This is a genomic window from Micromonospora sp. NBC_01739 (genome assembly GCF_035920385.1).
Lineage (GTDB): Bacteria > Actinomycetota > Actinomycetes > Mycobacteriales > Micromonosporaceae > Micromonospora.
On the sequence record NZ_CP109151.1, the window covers coordinates 1,192,866 to 1,214,168 of the forward strand.

General features: G+C 72.5%; 23 protein-coding genes. 15 read left to right on the forward strand and 8 right to left on the reverse strand.

Features of this window, described 5'->3' with window-relative positions; genetic code table 11:
- Positions 1–140 precede the first annotated feature (140 nt).
- A complete protein-coding gene (locus OIE53_RS05335) occupies positions 141–551 on the forward strand; it encodes a DUF2267 domain-containing protein (protein WP_327025443.1) in 411 nt (136 codons plus the stop codon).
- 56 nt (positions 552–607) lie between these two features.
- Here OIE53_RS05335 and OIE53_RS05340 read toward each other — a convergent pair whose 3' ends face one another.
- Positions 608–1,774 (reverse strand): CaiB/BaiF CoA transferase family protein, encoded by a 1,167-nt coding sequence (locus tag OIE53_RS05340; protein WP_327025444.1) that lies wholly within the window; start codon positions 1,772–1,774, stop codon positions 608–610.
- A 222-nt stretch (positions 1,775–1,996) separates the two neighbouring features.
- On the opposite strand from OIE53_RS05340, the gene OIE53_RS05345 reads away from it, so the two are divergent.
- Positions 1,997–3,013, forward strand: coding sequence for a TerC/Alx family metal homeostasis membrane protein (locus OIE53_RS05345; RefSeq protein WP_327025445.1), 1,017 nt, complete (start codon positions 1,997–1,999; stop codon positions 3,011–3,013).
- Between the two features lie 40 nt (positions 3,014–3,053).
- Positions 3,054–4,355 carry an NAD(P)/FAD-dependent oxidoreductase gene (locus OIE53_RS05350; RefSeq protein ID WP_327025446.1) on the forward strand — a complete coding sequence of 434 codons (1,302 nt, stop codon included), beginning with the start codon at positions 3,054–3,056 and terminating at the stop codon, positions 4,353–4,355.
- Positions 4,356–4,431: 76 nt separating this feature from the next.
- Here OIE53_RS05350 and OIE53_RS05355 read toward each other — a convergent pair whose 3' ends face one another.
- Positions 4,432–5,412: a DUF2267 domain-containing protein gene (locus tag OIE53_RS05355; RefSeq protein ID WP_327025447.1), complete on the reverse strand. Its 981-nt coding sequence runs from the start codon at positions 5,410–5,412 to the stop codon at positions 4,432–4,434.
- A 204-nt stretch (positions 5,413–5,616) separates the two neighbouring features.
- On the opposite strand from OIE53_RS05355, the gene OIE53_RS05360 reads away from it, so the two are divergent.
- Positions 5,617–5,910 carry a hypothetical protein gene (locus tag OIE53_RS05360; RefSeq protein ID WP_327025448.1) on the forward strand — a complete coding sequence of 98 codons (294 nt, stop codon included), beginning with the start codon at positions 5,617–5,619 and terminating at the stop codon, positions 5,908–5,910.
- Positions 5,911–5,977: 67 nt separating this feature from the next.
- Here the strand turns inward: OIE53_RS05360 and OIE53_RS05365 are convergent, their stop codons facing one another.
- A complete protein-coding gene (locus OIE53_RS05365; protein WP_327025449.1) occupies positions 5,978–6,322 on the reverse strand; it encodes an STAS domain-containing protein in 345 nt (114 codons plus the stop codon).
- A gap of 106 nt (positions 6,323–6,428) precedes the next feature.
- Positions 6,429–6,785 carry an STAS domain-containing protein gene (locus OIE53_RS05370; protein ID WP_327025450.1) on the reverse strand — a complete coding sequence of 119 codons (357 nt, stop codon included), beginning with the start codon at positions 6,783–6,785 and terminating at the stop codon, positions 6,429–6,431.
- A gap of 285 nt (positions 6,786–7,070) precedes the next feature.
- Here OIE53_RS05370 and OIE53_RS05375 point away from each other — a divergent pair, with 285 nt between their 5' ends.
- The 4 genes from OIE53_RS05375 to OIE53_RS05390 all read left to right on the forward strand — a co-directional run bounded on the left by OIE53_RS05375 (position 7,071) and on the right by OIE53_RS05390 (position 10,802).
- Positions 7,071–8,810, forward strand: coding sequence for a PP2C family protein-serine/threonine phosphatase (locus tag OIE53_RS05375; protein ID WP_327025451.1), 1,740 nt, complete (start codon positions 7,071–7,073; stop codon positions 8,808–8,810).
- Entirely contained in the window at positions 8,807–9,865 is a 1,059-nt protein-coding gene (locus OIE53_RS05380; RefSeq protein ID WP_393337757.1) for a cobalamin B12-binding domain-containing protein, read from the forward strand. The genes OIE53_RS05375 and OIE53_RS05380 overlap by 4 nt, the downstream gene beginning before the upstream one ends.
- A 77-nt stretch (positions 9,866–9,942) precedes the next feature.
- A complete protein-coding gene (locus OIE53_RS05385; protein ID WP_327025453.1) occupies positions 9,943–10,296 on the forward strand; it encodes an STAS domain-containing protein in 354 nt (117 codons plus the stop codon).
- A 53-nt stretch (positions 10,297–10,349) separates the two neighbouring features.
- Entirely contained in the window at positions 10,350–10,802 is a 453-nt protein-coding gene (locus OIE53_RS05390) for a response regulator (protein ID WP_327025454.1), read from the forward strand.
- Positions 10,803–10,809: 7 nt separating this feature from the next.
- On the opposite strand, the gene OIE53_RS05395 is transcribed toward OIE53_RS05390, so the two are convergent.
- The 3 genes from OIE53_RS05395 to OIE53_RS05405 all read right to left on the reverse strand — a co-directional run bounded on the left by OIE53_RS05395 (position 10,810) and on the right by OIE53_RS05405 (position 13,440).
- The gene (locus OIE53_RS05395) at positions 10,810–11,670 is read right to left on the reverse strand and encodes a hypothetical protein (protein WP_327025455.1); all 861 of its coding nucleotides are present in this window, start codon (positions 11,668–11,670) and stop codon (positions 10,810–10,812) included.
- Positions 11,671–12,018: 348 nt separating this feature from the next.
- The gene (locus tag OIE53_RS05400) at positions 12,019–12,438 is read right to left on the reverse strand and encodes an OsmC family protein (protein WP_327025456.1); all 420 of its coding nucleotides are present in this window, start codon (positions 12,436–12,438) and stop codon (positions 12,019–12,021) included.
- Between the two features lie 60 nt (positions 12,439–12,498).
- Entirely contained in the window at positions 12,499–13,440 is a 942-nt protein-coding gene (locus tag OIE53_RS05405) for a serine/threonine-protein kinase (protein WP_327025457.1), read from the reverse strand.
- A gap of 165 nt (positions 13,441–13,605) precedes the next feature.
- Here OIE53_RS05405 and OIE53_RS05410 point away from each other — a divergent pair, with 165 nt between their 5' ends.
- The 4 genes from OIE53_RS05410 (at position 13,606) to OIE53_RS05425 (ending at position 16,873) form a co-directional block, all read left to right on the forward strand.
- Positions 13,606–13,827, forward strand: coding sequence for a hypothetical protein (locus OIE53_RS05410; protein WP_327025458.1), 222 nt, complete (start codon positions 13,606–13,608; stop codon positions 13,825–13,827).
- A 75-nt stretch (positions 13,828–13,902) separates the two neighbouring features.
- Positions 13,903–14,646 (forward strand): response regulator transcription factor, encoded by a 744-nt coding sequence (locus OIE53_RS05415; RefSeq protein ID WP_393338512.1) that lies wholly within the window; start codon positions 13,903–13,905, stop codon positions 14,644–14,646.
- Positions 14,647–14,664: 18 nt separating this feature from the next.
- Complete coding sequence (locus OIE53_RS05420) at positions 14,665–16,107, forward strand: sensor histidine kinase (RefSeq protein WP_327027091.1); 1,443 nt, start codon at positions 14,665–14,667, stop codon at positions 16,105–16,107.
- A gap of 4 nt (positions 16,108–16,111) precedes the next feature.
- Entirely contained in the window at positions 16,112–16,873 is a 762-nt protein-coding gene (locus OIE53_RS05425) for a helix-turn-helix domain-containing protein (RefSeq protein ID WP_327025460.1), read from the forward strand.
- Positions 16,874–16,902: 29 nt separating this feature from the next.
- Here OIE53_RS05425 and OIE53_RS05430 read toward each other — a convergent pair whose 3' ends face one another.
- Positions 16,903–17,307, reverse strand: a complete 405-nt coding sequence (locus tag OIE53_RS05430) for a VOC family protein (protein WP_327025461.1) — start codon at positions 17,305–17,307, stop codon at positions 16,903–16,905.
- Positions 17,308–17,496: 189 nt separating this feature from the next.
- Here OIE53_RS05430 and OIE53_RS05435 point away from each other — a divergent pair, with 189 nt between their 5' ends.
- Genes OIE53_RS05435 through OIE53_RS05445 form a run of 3 tightly spaced genes read left to right on the forward strand, consistent with a single transcriptional unit; the run spans position 17,497 to position 21,150 of the window.
- Entirely contained in the window at positions 17,497–17,646 is a 150-nt protein-coding gene (locus OIE53_RS05435; protein WP_171023063.1) for a hypothetical protein, read from the forward strand.
- Positions 17,647–17,651: 5 nt separating this feature from the next.
- Entirely contained in the window at positions 17,652–19,130 is a 1,479-nt protein-coding gene (locus tag OIE53_RS05440) for a class I SAM-dependent methyltransferase (RefSeq protein ID WP_327025462.1), read from the forward strand.
- Positions 19,123–21,150, forward strand: coding sequence for a sulfatase-like hydrolase/transferase (locus OIE53_RS05445; RefSeq protein WP_327025463.1), 2,028 nt, complete (start codon positions 19,123–19,125; stop codon positions 21,148–21,150). Before OIE53_RS05440 ends, OIE53_RS05445 begins: the two co-directional genes overlap by 8 nt.
- The last annotated feature ends 153 nt before the right edge of the window (positions 21,151–21,303 follow it).

Genomic DNA, 21,303 nt, shown 5'->3' on the forward strand with positions numbered 1-21,303 from the left:
GTCGGCTCCTCCCGGCTTCGATCGGCCACGACCGGGCGCGGTTACCCATCCCGGCGGCGCTCACGCGCCGACGGCGGGAGAACCGGGGGAGGGTTTTCGTCCCGTGACGGCGGGTAACCGCGCGCCGAGGGGGTACGCCGATGAACTACGACACCTTCGTCGACCAGGTGGCCCAGCGCACGGGCACCTCCACCCAGCGGGCGGTGGACCTGATCCAGGCCACCCTGGCTACCCTGGCCGACCGGTTGACCGGCGGTGAGGTGCTGGATCTGGCGGTGCAACTGCCGGAGCCGCTGCGCCTGCCGCTGCGGCCGACACCGGACACCGAGGCCGCCGAGCGCTTCGGCGCCGGAGAGTTCGTCGCCCGGGTGGCCCGGCGTGCCCAGATCGAGGAACCGGCCGCCCGCGCCGTGATCGGCGCGGTGTTCACCACCATCCGCGAGGCGGTGACCGGCGGCGAGTTCGACGAACTGGTCGTCCAACTGCCCCGGGACTACCGGGACATCGTCGAGCCCGCGATGGCACCCGGCGCCACCCTGCGCCGCCGCTGACGGCGGTCTGGCGGCCCGGCCGGGCTGGACCGTGAGCCGTACACCGGGGGATTGCGCTAGGCCACCGTGCCGGCAGCCCGTAGCTCGGCCACCCGCTGCGCCGGGTAGCCGATCTCGTCGAGCACCTCGTCGGTGTGCTCGCCCGGCCAGGGCGGGGGGCGGCGCACCGAGGTCGGGCTGCCGGAGAAGCGGGGGGCCGGGGCCGGTTGGCGTACCCCCTCGTGGGTGACGAAACTCCGCCGCGCGGCCAGGTGCGGATGCTCGGGCGCCTCCTGCCAGTCGAGCACCGGGGCCAGGCAGGCGTCGGAGTCGGCCACCAGGGCCGCCCACTCGTCGCGGGTACGAGTGCGGAACAGCCGCGCCCAGGCCGCCCGCAGGGCCGGCCAGTTCGCCGGATCGTCACGGTCCAGGGCCTGGTCCGGCGGCAGCGGGAAACCGGTACGGCGCACCAGTTCCTCGTAGAACCTCGGCTCCAGGGCCCCGACGGCGACATACCGGCCGTCCGCGCACTCGTAGCTGTCGTAGAAGGGGGCACCCCCGTCCAGCAGGTTCACCCCCCGGGGGTCCTGCCACATGCCCAACCGGCGCAGGGCGTGGATCTGGGTGCTGAGCACGCTGACCCCGTCCACGATCGCCGCGTCGATCACCTGACCGGCCGCGCCGCCGCGCACCGCGTACAGGGCGGAGACCACCCCCAGGGCCAGCATCATGCCGCCACCTCCGAAGTCGCCCAGCAGGTTGAGCGGAGGCACCGGGGGCTGTCCGGCCCGGCCGATGCCGTGCAGGGCGCCGGTCAGGGCCAGGTAGTCGATGTCGTGCCCGGCGTACGGGGCGTTCGGGCCCTGCTGCCCCCAGCCGGTCATCCGGCCGTACACCAGCCGGGGGTTGATCTCCTGGCAGTCGGCCGGGCCGAGGCCCAGCCGTTCGGTCACCCCCGGGCGGAAGCCCTCGATCAGCACGTCGGCGTCGCGGACCAGGTCCAGGACCACCTGTCGGCCCTCGGCCGACTTGAGGTCCACCGCCAGGGAGCGGCGGCCCCGGTTGAGCAGGTCCGGATGCGGGGTGCCGAAACCGGTCGGATCCACCGCCTCGACCCGGTCCACCCGGATCACCTCGGCGCCCAGGTCGGCGAGCATCATCGCGGCGAAGGGGCCGGGTCCGATCCCGGCCAGTTCGATCACGCGTACGCCGGTCAGGGGGCCGCTCGACAGCTCTGCGCTCACCCCGGTCACGATAGGGGTACGCCCTGCGACCCGGTGAGACGAGACCGCATCCCCCCGCCTGGCGGGGTCCTGACGGCTGTCCTAACCTTGTCGGGACGAGGGGAGTACTTCCCACGAACCATACCGGTCAGTACGGCGCGCCCGGGGTGCGCCTCGGGTGGTTGCCCAGCGAATACTGGGTGAAGGAGACCTCGAACATGACACGGTGTTCGAGGAGGCCCCATGTCCGAAATGTCGTACGTAGCTGCCGGTTTTCAGTCCATCGGTACGCCCTCGCTCTGGGCGATCACCATCGCCGGGGTCATCGCGCTGCTGGTGCTCGACTTCGTGGTGACCCGACGCCCACATGAGGTGTCGCTGAAAGAGGCACTCGGCTGGTCGGCCTTCTACATAGCCCTGCCGCTGGCCTTCGGGGCCTGGGTCTGGTCCCGGTACGGCAGACAGGAGGGCATCGACTACCTGGCCGGCTACCTGGTCGAGAAGTCGCTGTCGGTCGACAACCTCTTCGTCTTCATGCTGCTGCTGGCCGCCTTCGCGGTGCCCAGCGTGCTCGCCCAGCGGGTGCTGCTGTTCGGCATCGCCGGTGCCCTGGTGCTGCGCGGCGTCTTCATCGCCGTCGGCGCGGCGGCCCTGCAGACCCTGGACTTCGCCTTCCTGATCTTCGCCCTGATCCTGCTGGTCACCGCCGCCAAGCTGATCCGGGACGCCTTCAGCGGCCACGAACAGAGCGTCGACATCGCCAACATGCGCTCGGTTCGCCTGCTGCGCCGGTTCATGCCGGTGGTCAACGAGTACCACGGCACCAAGATGACCGTACGGGTCGACGGTCGACGGGCCCTGACCCCGCTGGCGCTGGTGGTGGTCGCCGTACTGGCCACCGACGTGGTCTTCGCGGTCGACTCCGTGCCGGCCGTCTACGGCATCACCGAGGACCCGTACCTGGTCTTCGCCACCAACGCCTTCGCCCTGCTGGGCCTGCGCGCTCTGTACTTCGTGCTGCACGCGGCGCTGAGCCGACTGGTGCACCTCACCTACGGGCTGGCGATCATCCTGGCCTTCATCGGGGTCAAGCTCGGCCTGCACTGGGCGCACGGCATCTGGGAGAGCGTCCCGGTGATCCCCACCGAGATCTCCCTGCTGGTCATCGTCGCCGTGCTGATCACCGTCACCATCACCAGCCTGCGGGCGACCCGCAATGTCGTACCGGGGTCGAAAGAGGTCATCACCGAACGGCGCTGACCTGACGTTTGTCCCGGCCGCCCACGGGAACCGGGCCAGGATGACGAAACCTCGTGTGGTGATCGTGGGAGCCGGGTTCGCCGGTTACCACGCGGCGAAGACATTGAGCCGGCTGGCCCGGGGCCGGGCCGAGATCGTCCTGCTCAACTCGACCGACTACTTCCTGTATCTGCCGCTGTTGCCTGAGGTGGCGGCGGGGGTGGTGGAGCCGGGCCGGATCGCCGTGCCGTTGACCGGCACCCTGGACGACGTCCGGGTGGTCATCGGGGAGGCCGACCACGTCGACCTGCAAAATCGGTGGGTGGGCTTCACCCAGGCCGAGGGGGATCGCAACCGGCTGGCCTACGACCGGCTGGTCCTGTCCGTCGGCAGCGTCAACAAGCTGCTGCCCATCCCCGGGGTGACCGAGTACGCGCACGGCTTCCGTGGCCTGCCCGAGGCGGTCTACCTGCACGACCATGTGGTTCGGCAGGTGGAGTTGGCCGAGCAGGCGACCGACCCCACCGAGCAGCAGGCCCGGGCGACCTTCGTGGTGGTCGGCGCCGGCTACACCGGTACGGAGGTGGCCGCCCACGGCCAGCTGTTCACCGACGCCCTGGCCGCCCAACGCCCCCGACTGAAGATCCGCCCCAAGTGGATGCTGCTGGATGTCGCACCCCGGGTGCTGCCCGAGCTGGACCAGCGGATGTCCCGCACCGCGGACCGCGTGCTGCGCCGCCGCGGCGTGGACGTCCGGATGGGTACCTCCGTGGCGGTCGCCACCGCCGACGGGGTAAAACTCACCGACGGGGAGTACGTGCCCACCTGCTCCCTGGTCTGGTGCGTCGGGGTACGCCCCGACCCCTTCGTGGCACAGTTGGGTCTGCGTACCGAGAAGGGTCGGTTGGTCGTCGACGAGTACCTCAACGTCCCCGGCTTCCCCGAGGTGTACGCCTGCGGTGACGCCGCCGCCGTGCCCGACCTGACCCGGCCGGGCGAGATCTGCACCATGACCGCCCAGCACGCCCAGCGGCAGGGCAGACTCGCCGCCCACAACATCGCCGCCTCGTACGGCCAGGGCCGGCGTCGCCCGTACAAGCACCATGACCTGGGCTGGGTGGTCGACCTGGGCGGCAAGCAGGCCGCCGCCAACCCGCTGAAGGTGCCGCTGTCCGGCCTGCCGGCCAAGGCGGTCACCCGCGGGTATCACCTGCTGGCCATCCCCGGCAACCGGGCCCGGATCGGCGCCGACTGGGCCCTGGACGCCGCCCTGCCCCGCTCGGCGGCCCAACTGGGCCTCGTCCCGGCCAACGCGGTACCACTGGAGAGCACCTCCCCGGAGATGCCGGCCTGGGCCCGCTGACCACCCCCTGGTGTGGGCGCGGCGGGGGCCGGCCACCGTGCGGCTGGCCGACCGGTCGGCCCACACCCGGGTCGGCTCAGCCGGAGGACAGGCCCGCGCCCGCCTCGTCGATCGCGGCGTCCACCGCGTGGGCCAGGTCCACGTCCAGCTCGGTCACCCCACGGGCGCTGCCGGTGCTGACGCTGAGCACGGCCGTGCTCGGGTCCGCCCGGCCGATGCGGGGCCCTCGACCGATCTGGTCGCGGAGTTGATCGAGACGGTCCAGGACCCGGTCCAGGCTGTCCGCCGGTAGCACCAGGGTGCGGGTCAGGGCCTCGCCGTCGTCCGACCAGTACGGCAGGTCGGTCAGCGCGGCGCTACGTTGCGCACCGGTCAGGGGCGGCGTGGCGCTGCTGGCCCCGACCAGCCCACCACCGACGGCCGGCGGGTTGAGCAGTTCCCGCAGGTCGTCCGGCACGTGCAACGACTCGACCAGGTCGTGATCGTGTTCGGCGAGCGTCGCCAGGGTGGCCTCGACCTGGTAGCGGGCCTGCTCCGGGCTGCGGCCGCTGAGCCGTCCGACCTCGGACAGGAAGCCGGGCAGATCCGAGTGCCGTTCGACACCGTCGACCGGTACGACACTGTGCAGTGACGCCGGGACGGACTGGAGCAGGCGTTGTCGCTGTTCCGCGCCGAGGGCCCAGGCCAGGACCAGCACGGTGGACTCCACGCCCACCTTGGCGGTGCGGAAGTCGACGCCGGCCCGGCGACCGACCTCGGCGACGAGGTCCTGGTAGCCGATCGGCTCCACTCCGGCAGAGGTCGGGTCCATCTCGGGCAGGGGTCGCTGGGTCTGCGGGACAGCGGCCGGCGGCGGGGCCGGACCACCGCGTGTGGTGTTCGGTTTGTGCCGGCTACCGGCCGGCGGTGGGCCGTCGCGCCGGGCCTGGTCGAGATGGGTGAGCTGCTTTGACGAACTCAGGCTGGCCCCGGTGTCGGCGGCCTGGGTGCCGCGCTCGCGGGCCTGTCGGGCCAATGCCCGCCTACGTTGGTTGTCGCCCTCCATCTGCTTGCGCATGCTGACACCTCGCTTTCGCTGGTGTTCTGCTCCGGGCTCAGCGGTGGCCTTCCCGTCGCCGCCGGGCACGAAACGAGCGGCCGGACCGGGTCGGTGACGGTCGGCGACGCTTCATCCCCGCCGGGTGAGGGCCGCTCACCCGACCGGCGCAGATGATCGCCGTGGACCGGAGATCTTCCGATGGCATGCGGAGGGCAGGTCGTCATGAAGCGGATTGTCGAGATCGTCCCGGCCAGGCCCGGCTGGTACTCCCGATGGCTCCTGGCTCCGGAGAACACCCGCTGTTATCCGGTGAGCCTGTGGGCGCTGCTGGAGGAGACCGACGGCACCGGGCGGGAGGTGATCGGGGTCGACTGCGCGGGACAGTGGCCCGGCGACGACGACACGGATGCGGAGTTCGTCCGCTATCTGTTCCAGACGCCGGATTCCGGGGCCCCCGACGACGCGGAGTCGACCCCCGAGGCCCGCCGTGCCGGGCCGGTCGTCGCGGCCACCTGAGCATTCCTCCGGCCCCCGACCCCTGGTCCCAGGGTCGGGGGCACCCCCGAACCCGGTGGGCGCCCGGTCAGCCCGCCGCCTGCACGTCGTCGTCGCCGGCCGCGGACACCTGGAGCAGCTCGGCCAGACCGGTGCGGTCCAGCAGTTGGCGAAGGTTGGGGTTGACACCGGTCAGGCGGATCGGCACCGGGCTGCCCCGGTGGGCCACCACGAGAGCGCTGAGGCCCGAGGAGTCGCACAGACTCACTCCGGCCAGGTCGATGACCAGGTGCTGGTAGCCGTCCCGGCGTACCTGCTCGACGGCGGCGATCAGTTCCGGAGCGCTGTCGAAGTCCAGGTCACCGGTGAGCCGCAGCTCCGCATGTCCGACGTCGAACCGGCTGACCTCGATGACCAACAGCTGTGAGGACATGACTCCATGCTCCCAGCCCGACGAGGGAACGCAAGTCGCGGGGTACGTCTTTCGCGGTCCGCGCCACTGTCGACCCCCGTGCAGGGCTGCGGCGTAGGCCGGTCGCTCAGGCGGGGACGGTGGGTTGGCCGTCCGGTTCGGTGCTGACCGGCCCCTCGCCGCCGGTCGAGCGAGTCAGCAGGCCGGTCACCCCGGTCATGTCCAGGATGGTCGCCAGGAACCGGGGCACCGCGCGCAGCCGCAGGGTCACCCCGTCGCGCAGCCCTTCCCGCCAGGCGTGCACGATGATGCTGAGCCCGGTGCTGTCGATGAACTGGAGGTCGGCGAAGTCGAGTACGAGGGCGCGGGGACCGGCCCGCAGTTCCCGGTCGATCTCCGTACGCAGCGGCCCGGCCGTGGTGTAGGCGAGGTCGCCACCCACCCGGATCACCGGAATGTCGGGATCGGACCGGTCGACTGACACGCTCAACGGAGTGGTCTCGGGTCTTCGACCGTGGGACAGCAACGATCACGCCTTCCGCGGGGTGGCGGGCGGACGGGGGCGTCCGGATCGTAACAACCTTGACGGCGCCTCGCCTTACGGCAGTCGACCGGGCCGCTCACGGCCACCTGAGCGGCGGTCGAACGGGCTGCCCGACGGCCGCCTGGGTGGCGCGGCGACGACACCGGCGTACCCTGGGGGCGGGACAGCGACCAGGCACACCGCCGCTGCGTGGGTGCGGAATCGAGATGGAGTGGGGCTTATCTGGTGACTGGTGCCGACGTCAGGGACATCGACCCCGGCGACGGACGGTTCACGCCGAATGCCCCGCAGGAGCCGGCGTGGCGCACCGACCTGTCCGCAGCCGCACTGCCCGCCATCGATCCGTCGCTGAGCGCCGCCGACTGGCCGGTGGTCGTCGAGCACCTGCGGGAGGGCCTGGTGCTGTGCGGCCCGGACGGCGTGGTGTGGCAGGTGAGCCCGGTCGCCGCGCGGTTGCTGCCGGAGATCGTCGTGGGCGGCAGCTGCGCCGAGTTCGAGGCCCTGCCCGGCCCGGTCGCCGAGATCACCCGGCACGGACGCCGGCTGCGGGTCCGCCGGGTGTCGTTATCCGCCGGGCGCAGCTGCTGGTACGTGGAAGACCTCAGCGAACACACCGGGCCGGTCGACGCCCTGGCGGCCGAGCGGGCCCGATCGGCCTTCCTGGCGATGGTGGGGGAGAAGCTCGGCAATCCGTTGCATCCCGACCGGGCCGCCGCCGCGGTGGTCCGGCTGGCCGTGCCGACCCTGGCCGAGACGGCGGTGCTGATTCTGGCCCCCCGCTCGGGACGCGCCCGGTGGTGGCGGGCCAGTCAGGCCGACGACGGGCAGTCCACCCTGGACCGAGGGGCGCTGCACACCGGTGAGATGCCCGCGGCCGTCGCCGAGAGCCTGCACGGGGTGCAGCCGCACACGGTCGACTGGTTGGCCGAGCAGGCGGTCGAGGCGGGCTGGCTGCCCGGGCACAACGCGGCCGAGGTCTGCGCCCGACTGGTGTCGTTGCCCGGTCGGGACGCCCCCGCAGGCGTACTGCTGGTGGCCCGTCCGGCGCCCCGGTGGTACACCGAGGACGATCTGGACCTGCTGCGGGCCTTCGCCGACCGGGCCGGGGCCGCGCTGACCACCGCCCTGCTCTACCGCAACCAGGCCGAGGTGGCCGACACCTTGCAGGCCAGCCTGCTGCCGGTGGAACCGGCGCAGGCGCCGGGGGTGCAGTGGGGCACGGCGTACCGGCCGGCGCAGGCCGGTCTGCGCATCGGTGGGGACTTCTACGGCGCACACCGGCTGCCCGACGGCGGCTCGGTGTTCTTCCTCGGTGACGTCTCCGGCAAGGGGGTCGAGGCTGCGGTCTTCACCGGTCAGCTGCGCCAGTGCCTGCACGCCCTGCACCGTATCGAGTCACAACCGGCCCGGCTGCTGCGGCTGCTCAACGACGCGCTGCTGGAGACCACCCTGGCGCACGGGCAGGGCCGGTTCGCCACGATGGTCCTGGGAGTGGTCCGGCCGCACCGCGACGGTGGACTGTCGTTGACCCTGGCCGGCGGCGGTCATCTGCCTCCGCTGGTGGTGCGCGCCTCCGGCGAGGTGGAACAGCTCCCGCTCAGCGGGATGCTCATCGGGGTGGTCGCCGATCCCCGGGTCGATCAGGTCTCCACCCGACTGGCCCCCGGCGAGACCTGCCTGCTCTACAGCGACGGGGTGACCGAGGCCCGGGGTGGCCGGCGGGGAGTCGAGCAACTCGGCACCGACCGGTTGATGCAGGCGTTGACCGGCTGCCAGCGGATGCCGGCTCCGGCCCTGGCCGAACGAATCGAACAGGTCACCTGCGACTGGCTGGCCCAGCGTGACCACGACGACATCGCGGTGCTCGCGCTGCGTGCCGCCGGCGTCGGGGGCCGGCCGCACCGACACCTGCACGCGGTCCCCACTCCGACCGGGGTGGCTCGGGAAGGGGCGACGACACCGTGACCATGGCGACGACGGAAACCTCCCTCGCCGCACTCTATCCGCGGTACCTGCACTGCCTGGCCGAGGCCGACGAGTCGGCCGCCATCGAGGTGGCCCGGGAACTGCTCGAGGCGGGGGTGCCCGCCGACCGGGTGCTGCTGGACCTGGTCGCACCGGCCCAGGCCGAGGTGGGGGAGCGCTGGGCCCGCAACGAGTGGAGTGTGGCCCAGGAACATGCGGCAACCCACGTCAGCGAGCGGGTGGTGGCGGCGGTAGCCGGGTACGCCAATGTCCGAGGCGACCGGGGTCGGATCGTGGTGGCCTGTATGGACGGTGAGTGGCACGCCCTGCCGGCCCGGCTGGTCGCCGAGGTGCTGCGGTTGCAGGGCTGGCAGGTGACCTTCCTGGGGGCCAGCGTGCCGGCCGCGCACCTGGTGTCGTACCTGCACCGGCATGACGCGTACGCGGTCGCCCTGGCCTGTGCGCTGCCGATGCGACTGCCGCAGGCGCATCGGATGATCGAGGCCTGCCGGCGTTCGGACGTGCCGGTAGTGGTCGGCGGCCGGGGTTTCGGCACGGACGGCCGGTGGGCGCGGCGGCTCGGGGTGGCCTGGGCGCCGGACGGGCCCACCGCCGCGGACCTGCTCGCCGACGAGCGGGCGCTGCGGGCCACCGCACCGGCCGCGCTGGCCCATCTGGCCGACGACGAGTACCCCAGCCTGGTCAGCCGTCGTGGCGAGCTGATCGACAGCGCCCTGGCCGACCTGACCCGGCGGATCCCGGCCACCCGGGACTACACCCCGGCCCAACTGGACTCCACGGTCAGCGACCTCGGCTACATCCTGGACTTCCTGGCCGCCGCCCTCTATGTCGACGACGGCTCACTGTTCACGGAGTTCGTCGACTGGCTGGTGACCATTCTGGCCAGTCGGGGAGTGCCGGCCACCGCGGTCGGGGCTACCCTGCGGCACTACGTGGTCACCCTGCACGATTTTCCGCGTGCGGCGGCCTTCCTGGCCGCCGGTGCGGCCTCGTTGCCGGCGGTCGGGCGGCCCGACCACCCACCGGCGGCGTAACTGCGGCCCGCCCGGCGGCGCGCTCTATACTTCGCCCACTGCAAGCATTCGTCCTCAGGCGGCGAGAGGGGATTGCCGTGACGTTGACCGTCACGTACGCCGGTCGTGACGCGGAAGGGCCGGCCCGCCTGTGTCTCGCCGGTGAGCTCGACATGAGCAGTGCCCCGGAGCTCAACGAGGCGATCGACCGGTTGGCCGCGGCGGGGCAGCGGCGCCTGCTGGTCGATCTGTCCGACCTGACCTTCTGTGACTCGACCGGGATCGCGGTCTTCGTCCGTGGTGACAACCGTGCCGCGGCGCAGGGTGGCTGGCTGCGGATCACCGGCGCCAGGGGTCGGGTGGAACGGGTGCTCAAGGTGACCGGACTGGCCGATGTGCTCGGGTACGGTACTGCCGACCCGGGCCCGGACGACAGTGCCGGAATGGGCTAGATTCCCGCCAGTATGGGATCGTCGATCCCGTCCTCGCCGACCTGAGGCAGGTAATGATGGCCGCTCGTACCCATGACCCGGTTCGCATCCTCGTCGTGGACGACGACCCGGGTGATGTGCTCATGATCGAGGAAGCGTTGGCGACCTCGGACGTCGAAAAGGTCATCGACGTGGTCGGCGACGGCCAGGAGGCGATGGAGTTCCTGCGCCGGGAGGGTAGGCACAGCGGGGCTCACCGCCCGGACGTGATCCTGCTCGACCTGAACATGCCCCGGATGGACGGGCGCCAGGTGCTCGGCGAGGTGAAGGGCGACGCGGACCTGCGCAGCATCCCGATCGTCGTGCTGACCACCTCCAACGCCGACACCGACATCATCAGCAGCTACACCTTGCAGGCCAACGCGTACGTCACCAAGCCGATCGATCTCGACGACTTCAACGATGTGGTGCACCGCATCGACGAGTTCTTCGGCCGGGTGGTCGTACTGCCCAAGCAGCGGCCCTGACCGGCGCCTAGCTGAGCAGCGCCGCGACGATGGTCTCCGCCCGCTGCTCGTGCTGGGCGTAGGCGTAGGGGTACGCGGAGACCTGCACGGCCTGGGCCGCCAGGGTCACGGCCATCTGCTGCCAGCCGGGCACCTGGAGCAGGGCCTCGTAGAAGGCGCGGGACGCGTATGCGGGACGCATCAGGTCGCGTACGGTGCCCCAGCCGCTACTCGGACGCTGCTGGAACAGCCCGACGGAGTCGTGGTCCCAGCCGATGGCCTGGTGGGGGTAGTTCTGGGACTCCGGCAGCACCCCGCTGGCGTAGTTGAGCAGGGTGCTCTCCTGCATGGCGGTGGCCACGGCGACGACCAGGCCCTTGCGGGGGATCTTCATCTCGACCCCGACGTCCACGATCACCTTGGCGTTGTCCATCTGCACCTGGGTGAGCCCGGCGACCGGCTTGGGGCGGGGCGGTCGGGTCGGCTTGGCGGTGGTCTTCTTCGGCTTCGGGGTGGCTGACGGCTTGGCCGAGGGGGAGGCCGAAGGGCTGGGGCTGGCCGGTGGGGTGGGCGAGGGGCTGCGTGCCAGGGACCGGGAGGCCGGGCCCTCCTCGACGAGCCGGGCCCGGTCGGCCACCGCCTCGGCGACCTGTGCCCGCGGGCCTTCGTCGGTTGCGCGGACAGCCGCCACCGCCACCGCGGTCGCCCCAAGGCAGCAGGTCAGGCCGGTGGCCAGGGCCACCCGGAGCCGGGTACCACCCAGCCGGGCCCGGATGCCCGGGAGGGTGGCGCGGTGCCTGCCGGCCCGTTCGGATGATGCTCCGTCGGCCGATAGGCTCGCCGGTTGCTGTGGGGGCAGCGTCTGGTCGATGTCGTCGTCGGGGTGCATTCGCCGAGGTTAGAGAGCCCAGGGCGCGCTGGCATCGGGTGGGTTGATGGCATGCGTCACAATTTGCGGCTAACGGCCGGGTGAAACTCCATATTCGTTCCGGTGGCTCACAAATTGCGCCAACCGGCTATTTCGGCAATGACCGTAATGTCACCAACAACTGCCCGGAAAAGGTGATCTTGGGTCAATGAACGGTCCCCCTGATCGCCTCCACCGAACGGCCCACCCCGCTGTCGGCCCTGCGGAAGCCACTGATGGGGCGGTCGGCCCAGCCGCCACCCCGACCCACTCGCTGGAGGTGTCCGTCCGCAGCCGGTCCGGGCCGGACCGGCTGCGACACCCGATCGCCTAATGCCGCCCGTTCTCCGCCGGGCTGACCGTCAGCCGGTGTCGGCTGCCGTCCTCGCGGGAGAAGGGCCACAGCCGGTCGGCGTGCTCGACCAGCTCCGCCAGCTGCTGGCGGCTCAGCCCGGCTGAGGAGATCGAGGCGTGCACGTCGGCCCGGTACCGCCCGTCGTCGTCGCGGCCCAGCTTCGCCTCCGCGCGTACCTGCACGGTGTGTGCCTCGTCGGTGATCCCGCCGGCCGCCTCCACGGCGGCATGGTGCAGGCAGGACGCGTACGCGGCGGCCAGCAGCTGCGAGGGGGTCAGCCCGGTGCAGTGTCGTGCCAGTGGTGAGGCCAGGGCGGTGGACAGCGCCTCGTCGTCGGTGTGGATGTGGCCGCCCTCGGCGGTCACGGCGGCAACCTCGTTAAGCCAGGAACTCATCGCGTTCCTCCCGTCACTCACCGCCCGGCTACCCGAGCCGGACCCGGTGAAACCGGGAGGTCAGTCGCCGTGGCGGCTCCACTGCACCCCGACGGCCGCCTCGGTGGCCGCGGCGGCGGCCCGCTCCGTCCAGGGGCTCACCGGTGCCGGGCGCTGTCGAGGTAGCAGCGGCTCGTGCATCGGCACGTACACCCGGGCGTCCACCACCTCGGCCAACAGCAGCGCGGTGACCAGGCTGCTGGGCCGCCGGGAGGGCTCCTCGGCCAGGCAGCGCCGGCAGATGTCGGCCACCTCGGCGGGCAGCCCGGGCACCTCCGGCAGGGGCTGCGGGGGCTGCCGCCGGTCCGGCCCCAGCAACTGGGTGACACTGTCGGCCGCGTACGGCAGTCGCCCGGTCAGGCAGCAGTAGAGCAGTACCCCGAGGGCGTACATGTCGGCCGCCGGGGTGATGGGCGCCCGACGCAGCTGTTCCGGGGCCAGATAGGCCGGAGTGCCGACCACCATGCCCTCCGGCATGGTCTCGGTGGCACCGGCCGGGGTGGCGATACCGAAGTCGAGCACCTTGGCCCCGGAAGGGGTGAGCATCACGTTGGCCGGCTTCACGTCACGGTGCACGATGCCGTGCGCGTGCGCGGCGGCCAGGGCGGCGCTGACCTCCGCGCAGACCCGGGCCGCGATGCGCCAGTCCAGCGGGGCGACCCGCAGGTGGGCGGCGAGGGTCTCGCCCTGCACCAGCTCCATCACCAGGTACGGCGTCTCCCGGCCGGGGATGGTGGCGCAGGTGCCGAAGTCGTGCACGCTGGCGATGTTGGGATGCACCAGCCGGGCGGCGGAACGGGCCTCGGCCTGGATGCGTGCCACCGACGAGTCCGGCTGGTCCGGTGACACCAGTTTGACCGCCACCGGCCGGTCCAGCACCGTGTCGTGGGCCCGCCACACCTCGGACATCCCACCGACGCCGATGCGCTGTTCGAGCCGGTACCGCCCGTCCAGCGTTCTCATCGACCGCCCCTTGCCCTTCGCCGGGTGCCTGCCCGGCTGCCGCACCCGCCTTCGGGCACCGGTACCCCACCTCCGATCAGGGCAAACCGGCTTCTGTCGGCGGTCAGTGCGTTAGCGTGCGAGCCGGGGAGCCGCGATACCAGGGAGTCTGGAGGGGAACGGGTGATGAGTGAGGTGACCGTACGCTTTGTCGGTGGCCCGGCCCACGACCTGGTGCGGGAACTACCCGCCGGTCCGGACGGTGCGCCGCCCCGGTTGTGGGTGCTGCGTCGCCCGGAGGCCGCGCCCACCCCGGCCGCCGATCATCTGTACGCCCGCCAGCGTCCCGACGGAACCGCCTGGACGATGCGTTTCGTGCGCACCGACCCGGTAGGGGCCAGCGAGTGAGCCGCCCGTACCCACAGCCGGCCCACAGGATCCGCACAGGTCGCCTCCCGCGTGCCGGACCACGATGAGGCCATGATGACCGAGAGGGAGAACGGGCCGGGTCGGGTGCCGTTGTGCCGGCCCGACGGCGAACCCGTCCGGGTGCTGGTGGTCGACGACGAGGCGACCCTGACCGACCTGCTGTCGATGGCCCTGCGCTACGAGGGCTGGCAGGTGCGGACGGCCGGGGACGGCACGGATGCCCTCCGACTGGCCCGACAGTTCCAGCCCGACGCCGTGATCCTCGACGTGATGCTGCCCGACTTCGACGGTTTCGAGGTGCTCCGCCGGCTGCGTGCGGACAACCCGTCGGTGCCGGTGCTCTTCCTGACCGCCCGGGACGCGGTGGAGGAGCGCATCGCCGGGCTGACCGTGGGCGGGGACGACTATGTGACCAAGCCGTTCAGCCTGGAGGAGGTGATCGCCCGGCTGCGGGCCCTGCTGCGCCGCTCCGGCTTCGCCGTCACCGCCCAACAGGAGTCCGTGCTGACCGTCGGGGACCTGACCCTGGACGAGGACAGCCACGAGGTCCGCCGGGACGGCCAACTGATCACCCTGACCGCCACCGAGTTCGAACTGCTGCGGTACCTGATGCGCAATCCCCGTCGAGTGCTGAGCAAGGCGCAGATCCTCGACCGGGTGTGGCACTACGACTTCGGCGGCCAGGCCAACGTGGTCGAGCTGTACATCTCGTACCTGCGCAAGAAGATCGACGCCGGTCGGCAGCCGATGATCCACACCCTGCGGGGCGCCGGCTACCTGCTCAAACCGGCGGAGTGAGGGATGCTGCGGCGCTGGCTGGCGGGCTGGTCCCTGCGTACCCGGCTGGTGGTCACCCTGGTGGCCCTGCTGGCCGTGGTCAGCCTGGCCATCGGCGGGATCACCACGGCGGCGCTGCGGGAGTTCCTGATCTCCCGGGTGGACGAGCAACTGCTGCCGATGACCGGTATGCGCGGCGGGCCGTCGGGGGAACCCGGACCGGGCACCCCGGCCTGGTCCGAGATTCGGGTGCCGCGCGGATTCCCGCCCGGCACCATCAACGCCCGGATCGTCGACGGACAGGTAACCGAGGCGTGGACCCTGGCCGACCGGCAGGAGCAGGCGGTACCGGTCGAGGAGGTGGCCGCCCTGGCCACGGTGCCCGCCGACGGCCGCGCGCACAGCCGCGACCTCGGCGACCGGGGCAGCTACCGGCTGGTGGCCCGCACCTCCACCGCCGGCACCGTGCGGGTGCTCGGGATACCGCTGGCCGGGGTCCAGGAGACCGTGGGATGGCTGGTGCTGGCCCAGGCCGGGATCACCGCCGTCGGGCTGCTGGTCGCCGGCACCGCCGCCACGCTGATCGTCCGGGCCACCCTGCGTCCGCTGCGCCGGGTGGCCGCCACCGCCGGTAGGGTCAGCGAACTGCGGCTGGACCGCGGCGAGGTGGCCCTCTCCGAGCGGGTGCCGGCCGCCGACACCGATCCCCGTACCGAGGTCGGGCAGGTCGGTGCCGCACTGAACCGGATGCTCGGGCATGTCGCCGCCGCGCTGGCCGCCCGTCAGGCCAGCGAGACCCGGGTACGCCAGTTCGTCGCGGACGCCAGCCACGAACTGCGTACCCCGCTGGCCGCGATCCGGGGTTACGCCGAGGTGGCCCGCCGAGGCCACGACCGGGTACCGGCCGACGTGGCCCACGCCCTGCGCCGGGTGGAGTCGGAGAGTATCCGGATGACCAACCTCGTCGACGACCTGCTGCTGCTGGCCCGGCTGGACTCCGGCCGCCCCCTGGCGGTGGAGTCGGTCGACCTCACCGCCCTGGTCATCGACGCGGTCAGCGACGCCCATGTCGCCGGCCCGGACCACCGCTGGCAGCTCGACCTGCCCGACCAGGTCATCCGGGTACCGGGTGATCCCGCCCGGCTGCACCAGGTGCTGACCAACCTGCTGGCCAACGCCCGGGTGCACACCCCGCCGGGCAGCACGGTCACCACCGGCCTGCGGCTGGTCGGCGAGGCCGCCGAACTCAGTGTCACCGACGACGGCCCCGGGGTTCCCCCCGAACTGCGGGACGAGGTGTTCGAACGGTTCGCCCGGGGGGACAGCTCCCGCTCCCGTACCCACGGCAGCACCGGCCTGGGCCTGGCCATCGTCGCCGCCGTGGTGGCCGCCCACCACGGCACTGTCGCCCTGGACAGCCGACCCGGCCGTACGGTGTTCACCGTCCGACTGCCGAACCCGACCCTCGGCGGGGCAGACTGACGGCGTGTACCGGGAAGGTCCGGCCGGGGTTGCCGGCGCAGTGTTGTGGAGCAGCACCGCCCCGGCACAGCCGCGACCCGTGCGGGTGCTCCCGGACGGCTGCCTGGATCTGCTCTGGTCCAGCCGGGCCGGACTGCTGGTCGCCGGGCCGGACCGGACCGCCTACCTCAACCAGAGCGCGCCGGCCGAGGACTGGGTCGGGCTGCGCCTGCCACCCGGGGTCGGTCCGGCAGTGTTCGGGATCCCGGCCGTGGAGCTGCGGGACCGGCGGGTGCCCCTCGCCGACCTCTGGGGCGCCAGAGCGACCAGGGCCCTGGCCGACCGCGCCGCCGACGCCGCCGTGTCGAGGCCCGCCGGGTCACCGCCGGGCGGAGCGGACGCCGCCGGCCTCGGCACCCCGGGTGCTGCCGGGGTGGGCGCGGTCCTGGTGGCGGAGGCGGTGCGGCGACTGCGGGCCTGCGGTGGGCCGGATCCGCTGGGCCGGCGGGTGTCCGCCGCCCTGGCCGCCGGGGCCACCGTGGCCGAGACCGCCGCCCGGGTCGGCCTGGACGCGCGCAGCCTGCTGCGACACAGCCGACACCTGTACGGGTACGGCCCGAAGACCCTGGCCCGGATCCTGCGGATGCGCCGGGCCCTGGCCCTGGCCCGGTCCGGGGTGTCCCTGGCCGAGGTGGCCACCCGGGCCGGCTACGCCGACCAGGCGCACCTGACCCGGGAGGTGCGGGCCCTGGCCGGTGTGGCCCCCACCGCCCTGCTCACCGACTGAACCGGGCCCACGCGGGGGAAGGCAGCTGCTCACCCCTCGGGGGTGGGGAGTGGGGCGAAGAGGTCGACGGCGTTGCCGTCCGGGTCGTGCACGACCGCGTACCGCTGCCCCCACACCGCGTCCCAGGGCGGCCGGTGACCGTGGGCCCCGGCGGCGGTGAGTTCGGCGTACCAGCGGTCCACCTCGGCGGGGTCGGCGCAGCGGAAGGCCAGGGCCACCCGCGCGCCACCGACCGGGGGAGTCCAGTCCGGATCGAAGGAGCGGATGGTGTCCAGGTCGTCCCAGGCCAGGCGCAGACCGCCGGGCAGCCGTACCTCCACATGGGGTTCCCGTTCCGCCTCGGGTGGGATGTCGAGGCCCAGCCGGCGGTAGAAGGCCAGGCTGCGGGCCAGGTCCGTGCTGACGATGCCGATGAGATCCAGTTCTGGGGTCATGGCCGCAGGCTACGACCGAGCGGTGGTCACCGTCTTGAACGAAACGGACAGGGGATGTGGGCGTTCTGCCCGACAGGGCGGCGAAGCTCGGCGTACGGTGGCAGAAGTCCGGCTCGACCAGATAAATCCTGAATGTCAGCTTTCCTGGTCGGGGTGGCGATTCGACACGGCGAGGGGAAGGAGCGGTCGGTGAACCACTTGGCCTACCTGGACGCGGGATCCGGCAGCCTGATCGTGCAGGCGGTCATCGGCGGGGTCGCCGGGGTCGCGGTGGCCGCCAAGCTCTACTGGCGCAGACTGGTCAGCCGGTTCCGCCGCCAGCCCACCGACCAGAGCTGATCGGCATGGCGCTCCCGCACCTGCACCACCCCGCACCGCCCGACACCGACCGACCCGGCACCGCCTCCGCGCCGCCCGGCACCGGGCTGCGGGCCGAGCCCGGTTCCTTCCGGGACCCGGCCAACCAGGTCTTCCACGCCGGCGTCCAGGTGTTGCGCGGGCTCGACGAGACCGCTGCGGGACACTGGCGGGCCCTGAGCGGCACCGACTTCTTCCCGGCCCTGATGGCCGACGGCAAGGTCTGCGGCACCGAGGAGCTGCCGAGCGCGAGCGCCCCCCAGGGGTGGGCGGCGGTCCTGCGACACGAACGCATTCCGTTCGTCTCCCACCCCTACGAGTGGTCCGTCACGATGCTGCGTGACGCCGCCCTGCTGCACCTGGAGATCCTCCGGGCGGCCCTGCCGGCGGGCTTCACCACCAAGGACGGTTCGGCGTACAACCTGCAATGGCGGGGCACCCGACCGGTCTTCATCGACGTGGGATCGTTCGCCCCGCTGGTCGAGGGGGAGCCCTGGGCCGGCTACCGGCAGTTCTGCCAGACCCTGCTCTACCCGCTGCTGCTCACCGCCCACCTGGGGGTCGACTTCCAGCCCTGGCTGCGGGCCCAGGTCGACGGCATAGCACCGGACCAGATGGGTCGGCTGTTCCGTGGGGTGCGCCGCCTGCTGCCCGGGGTGTTCACCCATGTGCACCTGCACGGCAGCGTGCAACGCCGCAACGCCGCCCGGACCACCACTGACGTCCGCGCCCAACTGCGCGACGCCGGGTACGGCCGGGAGCTGGCCCTGGCCACCGTACGCGGCATGGAGAAGCTGGTCCGGCGCCTGGATCACTCGCCGCCGACCAGCCACTGGGTCGACTACCAGCGCACCTGCGGCTACTCCGAGGCCGACCGGGCGGCCAAGGAAGGGTTCGTCACGGCCGCCCTGACCGGCGCCACCCGGCGGCGACTCGTGCTCGACCTGGGTGCCAACGACGGCCGGTACTCCCGGATCGCCGCCGCACACGCCGACTACGTCGTGGCGGTGGAACAGGACCCGGCCGTGGTGGACCGGCTCTACCGCACCCTGCGGGAGGAGGGGGAGGGTCGGGTGCTGCCACTGGTGATGGACCTGGCCGACCCGTCGCCCGGCGGCGGCTGGCGGGGGGTCGAACGGGCCTCCTTCGCCGCCCGCACCCGCGCGGACACCGTCCTGGCCCTGGCCCTGGTGCACCACCTGGCGATCGGCCGTAACGTGCCGTTGCCACAGGTGGTGGAGTGCCTGACCGCCCTGGCCGCCCCGGACGGGCGGCTGGTGGTGGAGTTCGTCCACCCGCAGGACCCGATGGCCCGCCGGCTGCTGGCCAACAAACCCGACGGACTCTTCCCGGACTACCGGCGGGAGGCCTTCGAGGCCCTGCTGGCCGCGCACGGCACCGTCACCGACCGGCTGGAGCTGCCCTCGGGCACCCGCACCCTGTACCAGGTGGCCCTGGGTGGCTGACCAGCCCGGCACCGAGGCGCGAGCCCGCCGGTGGTGGGGGTGGGGCGGCTGGCGGAGCGAGGTCGCTCGGATGGTGGAGGTCGCGGCCCTGCTCGGCCTGGTGATCACCCAGCCGCTGCTGGACGTGCTCGGTCGCAGCCCGGACTTCTTCCTGTTCCACCGCGCCGACCGCCGGGAGATCCTGCTGCTGGTGGCCCTGATCGCGGTGCTGCCCACCATGGCGGTCGGGCTGCTCGGCCTGGTCAGCGGAGTGTTCGGTCTGCGGGTCCGCACGGCCACCCACTCCGTGCTGGTGGGCCTGCTGGTCGCCGCCCTGGCGGTGCAGGTCGGCCGGCAGCTGACCCCCCTGCGGGGCGTACCCCTGCTGGTGCTGGCCGGGGTGGTCGGTGCCGCCGGGGCGTACGCCCATCGCCGGTGGCGGGTCCCGAGCCGCATGCTGCGGGTGGCCGGCATCGGTCCGCTGATCTTCGTCGGGCTGTTCCTGTTCGCCTCACCGACCGGGCCGGTGGTGCTGCCCCGGGGTGAGGGCGGCGCGGCCGGCACCGCCACCGGCAACCTGCACCCGCCGGTGGTCATGCTGGTCCTCGACGAGCTGCCGCTGGTCTCCCTGCTCGGCCCGGACGGCGGGATCGACGCCGCCCGGTTCCCGCACTTCGCCGAGTTGGCCGCCGCCTCCACCTGGTACCGCAACGCGACCGGGGTGAGCGGCTGGACCCCGTACGCGCTGCCGGCCATGCTGACCGGCCGCTACCCGGCCCAGCCGTCCGCCCCGCACTACTCGCACTACCCGGACAACCTGTTCACCGCCTTCGGCGGCCTGTACGACATCCGCGCCGAGGAGAGCATCACCCGGCTCTGCCCGCCCAGCCGCTGTGAGCAGCCGGTCCTGCCGGAGCAGGGCCTGGGGGTGCTGGTCCGGGAGACCGGCCGGTTGCTGGGTCAGGTGACCGCCCCGCGGGACAGCCGGATCGACCCGGAGAACTCCTACCGGGAACGCACCGCCGAGGAAGTGGGCATCGACTCCGCCGAACCGGTGCCGGACGATCCGAAGTTCCGCTGGGACAGCCTGAACGTCCACCAGCCGGCCCGGTTCACCAGCTTCCTCAACGGTCTGACCCCGAGCGCCCGCCCCACCCTGCACTTCCTGCACCTGCTCATGCCGCACTCGCCGTGGGCGTACCTGCCCTCCGGGGCCCGGTATCACGCTCCACAGGAGTTCCCCAACGAGGGCGAGGGCTGGGTGGACCTGGCCCGGGCCCGTCATCTGGCGCAGCTCGGCTACACCGACCGGTTGATCGGCGAGACCCTGCGGAAGCTGCGCGAGAGCGGCCTGTGGGATCAGGCCCTGGTGGTGGTGACCGCCGACCACGGGGTCAGCTTCACCAAGGGGGTGCAGGGGCGGGGCCTGGACTCGATCCGGGCCGCCCCGAACGAGGTGGCCTGGGTACCGATGTTCCTCAAGACCCCGGGGCAGCGCGCCGGCCGGGTCGACGACCGCAACTGGGAGCATGTCGACCTGCTGCCCACGGTCGCCGAGGAGGCCGCCATCTCGCTGCCCTGGTCGGTAGACGGCCGCTCCGCCCGCCAGGCGCCGCGCGCCGAGGCCAAGGTGTTCTACGACCAGCCGGCCGAACCGCTCACCCTGCCCGCAGGGGTGCCGGACCCCCTGCCCCCGCCGGCCCCGCATCCGTTGGTCGGCACCGCCGTGGGCGAGGCCCCGATGGGCGGCACCGTACGCCTGGCCGGTCAGGACGGCTTCCGGGCGGTCGACCCGGACAGTGGCGAACTGCCGGCGCTGATCTGGGGCACCCTGCCCGAACAGGTGCCTGACGGCACCCTGCTGGCGGTGGCCGTCAACGGCACGGTGGCCTCGGTGGTGCCGGTGGTCGCCCCCGATCCGGGAGGCAGGCGCTTCGCCGCCCTGCTCGCCGACGACCGTTTTTTCCGGGCCGGGGCGAATCAGTTGGATCTGTACCTGTTCGATCCGGCCGGCACCCTCCGGCAGCTAGCCATCTCCTGAACCGTCGGAGCTGGCCAAACGGGTCTTGACTGAGTTCCCGAACAGTGTTTTTTCGGCCGCCGATTTCCGTCTCAGAGGCGCTCTGCGTTCCTTTCTGTCCCGATCGTCGGGGTTTCCCTGCCGGCCGCTCGGGAAACGGGTGACGCATACCTC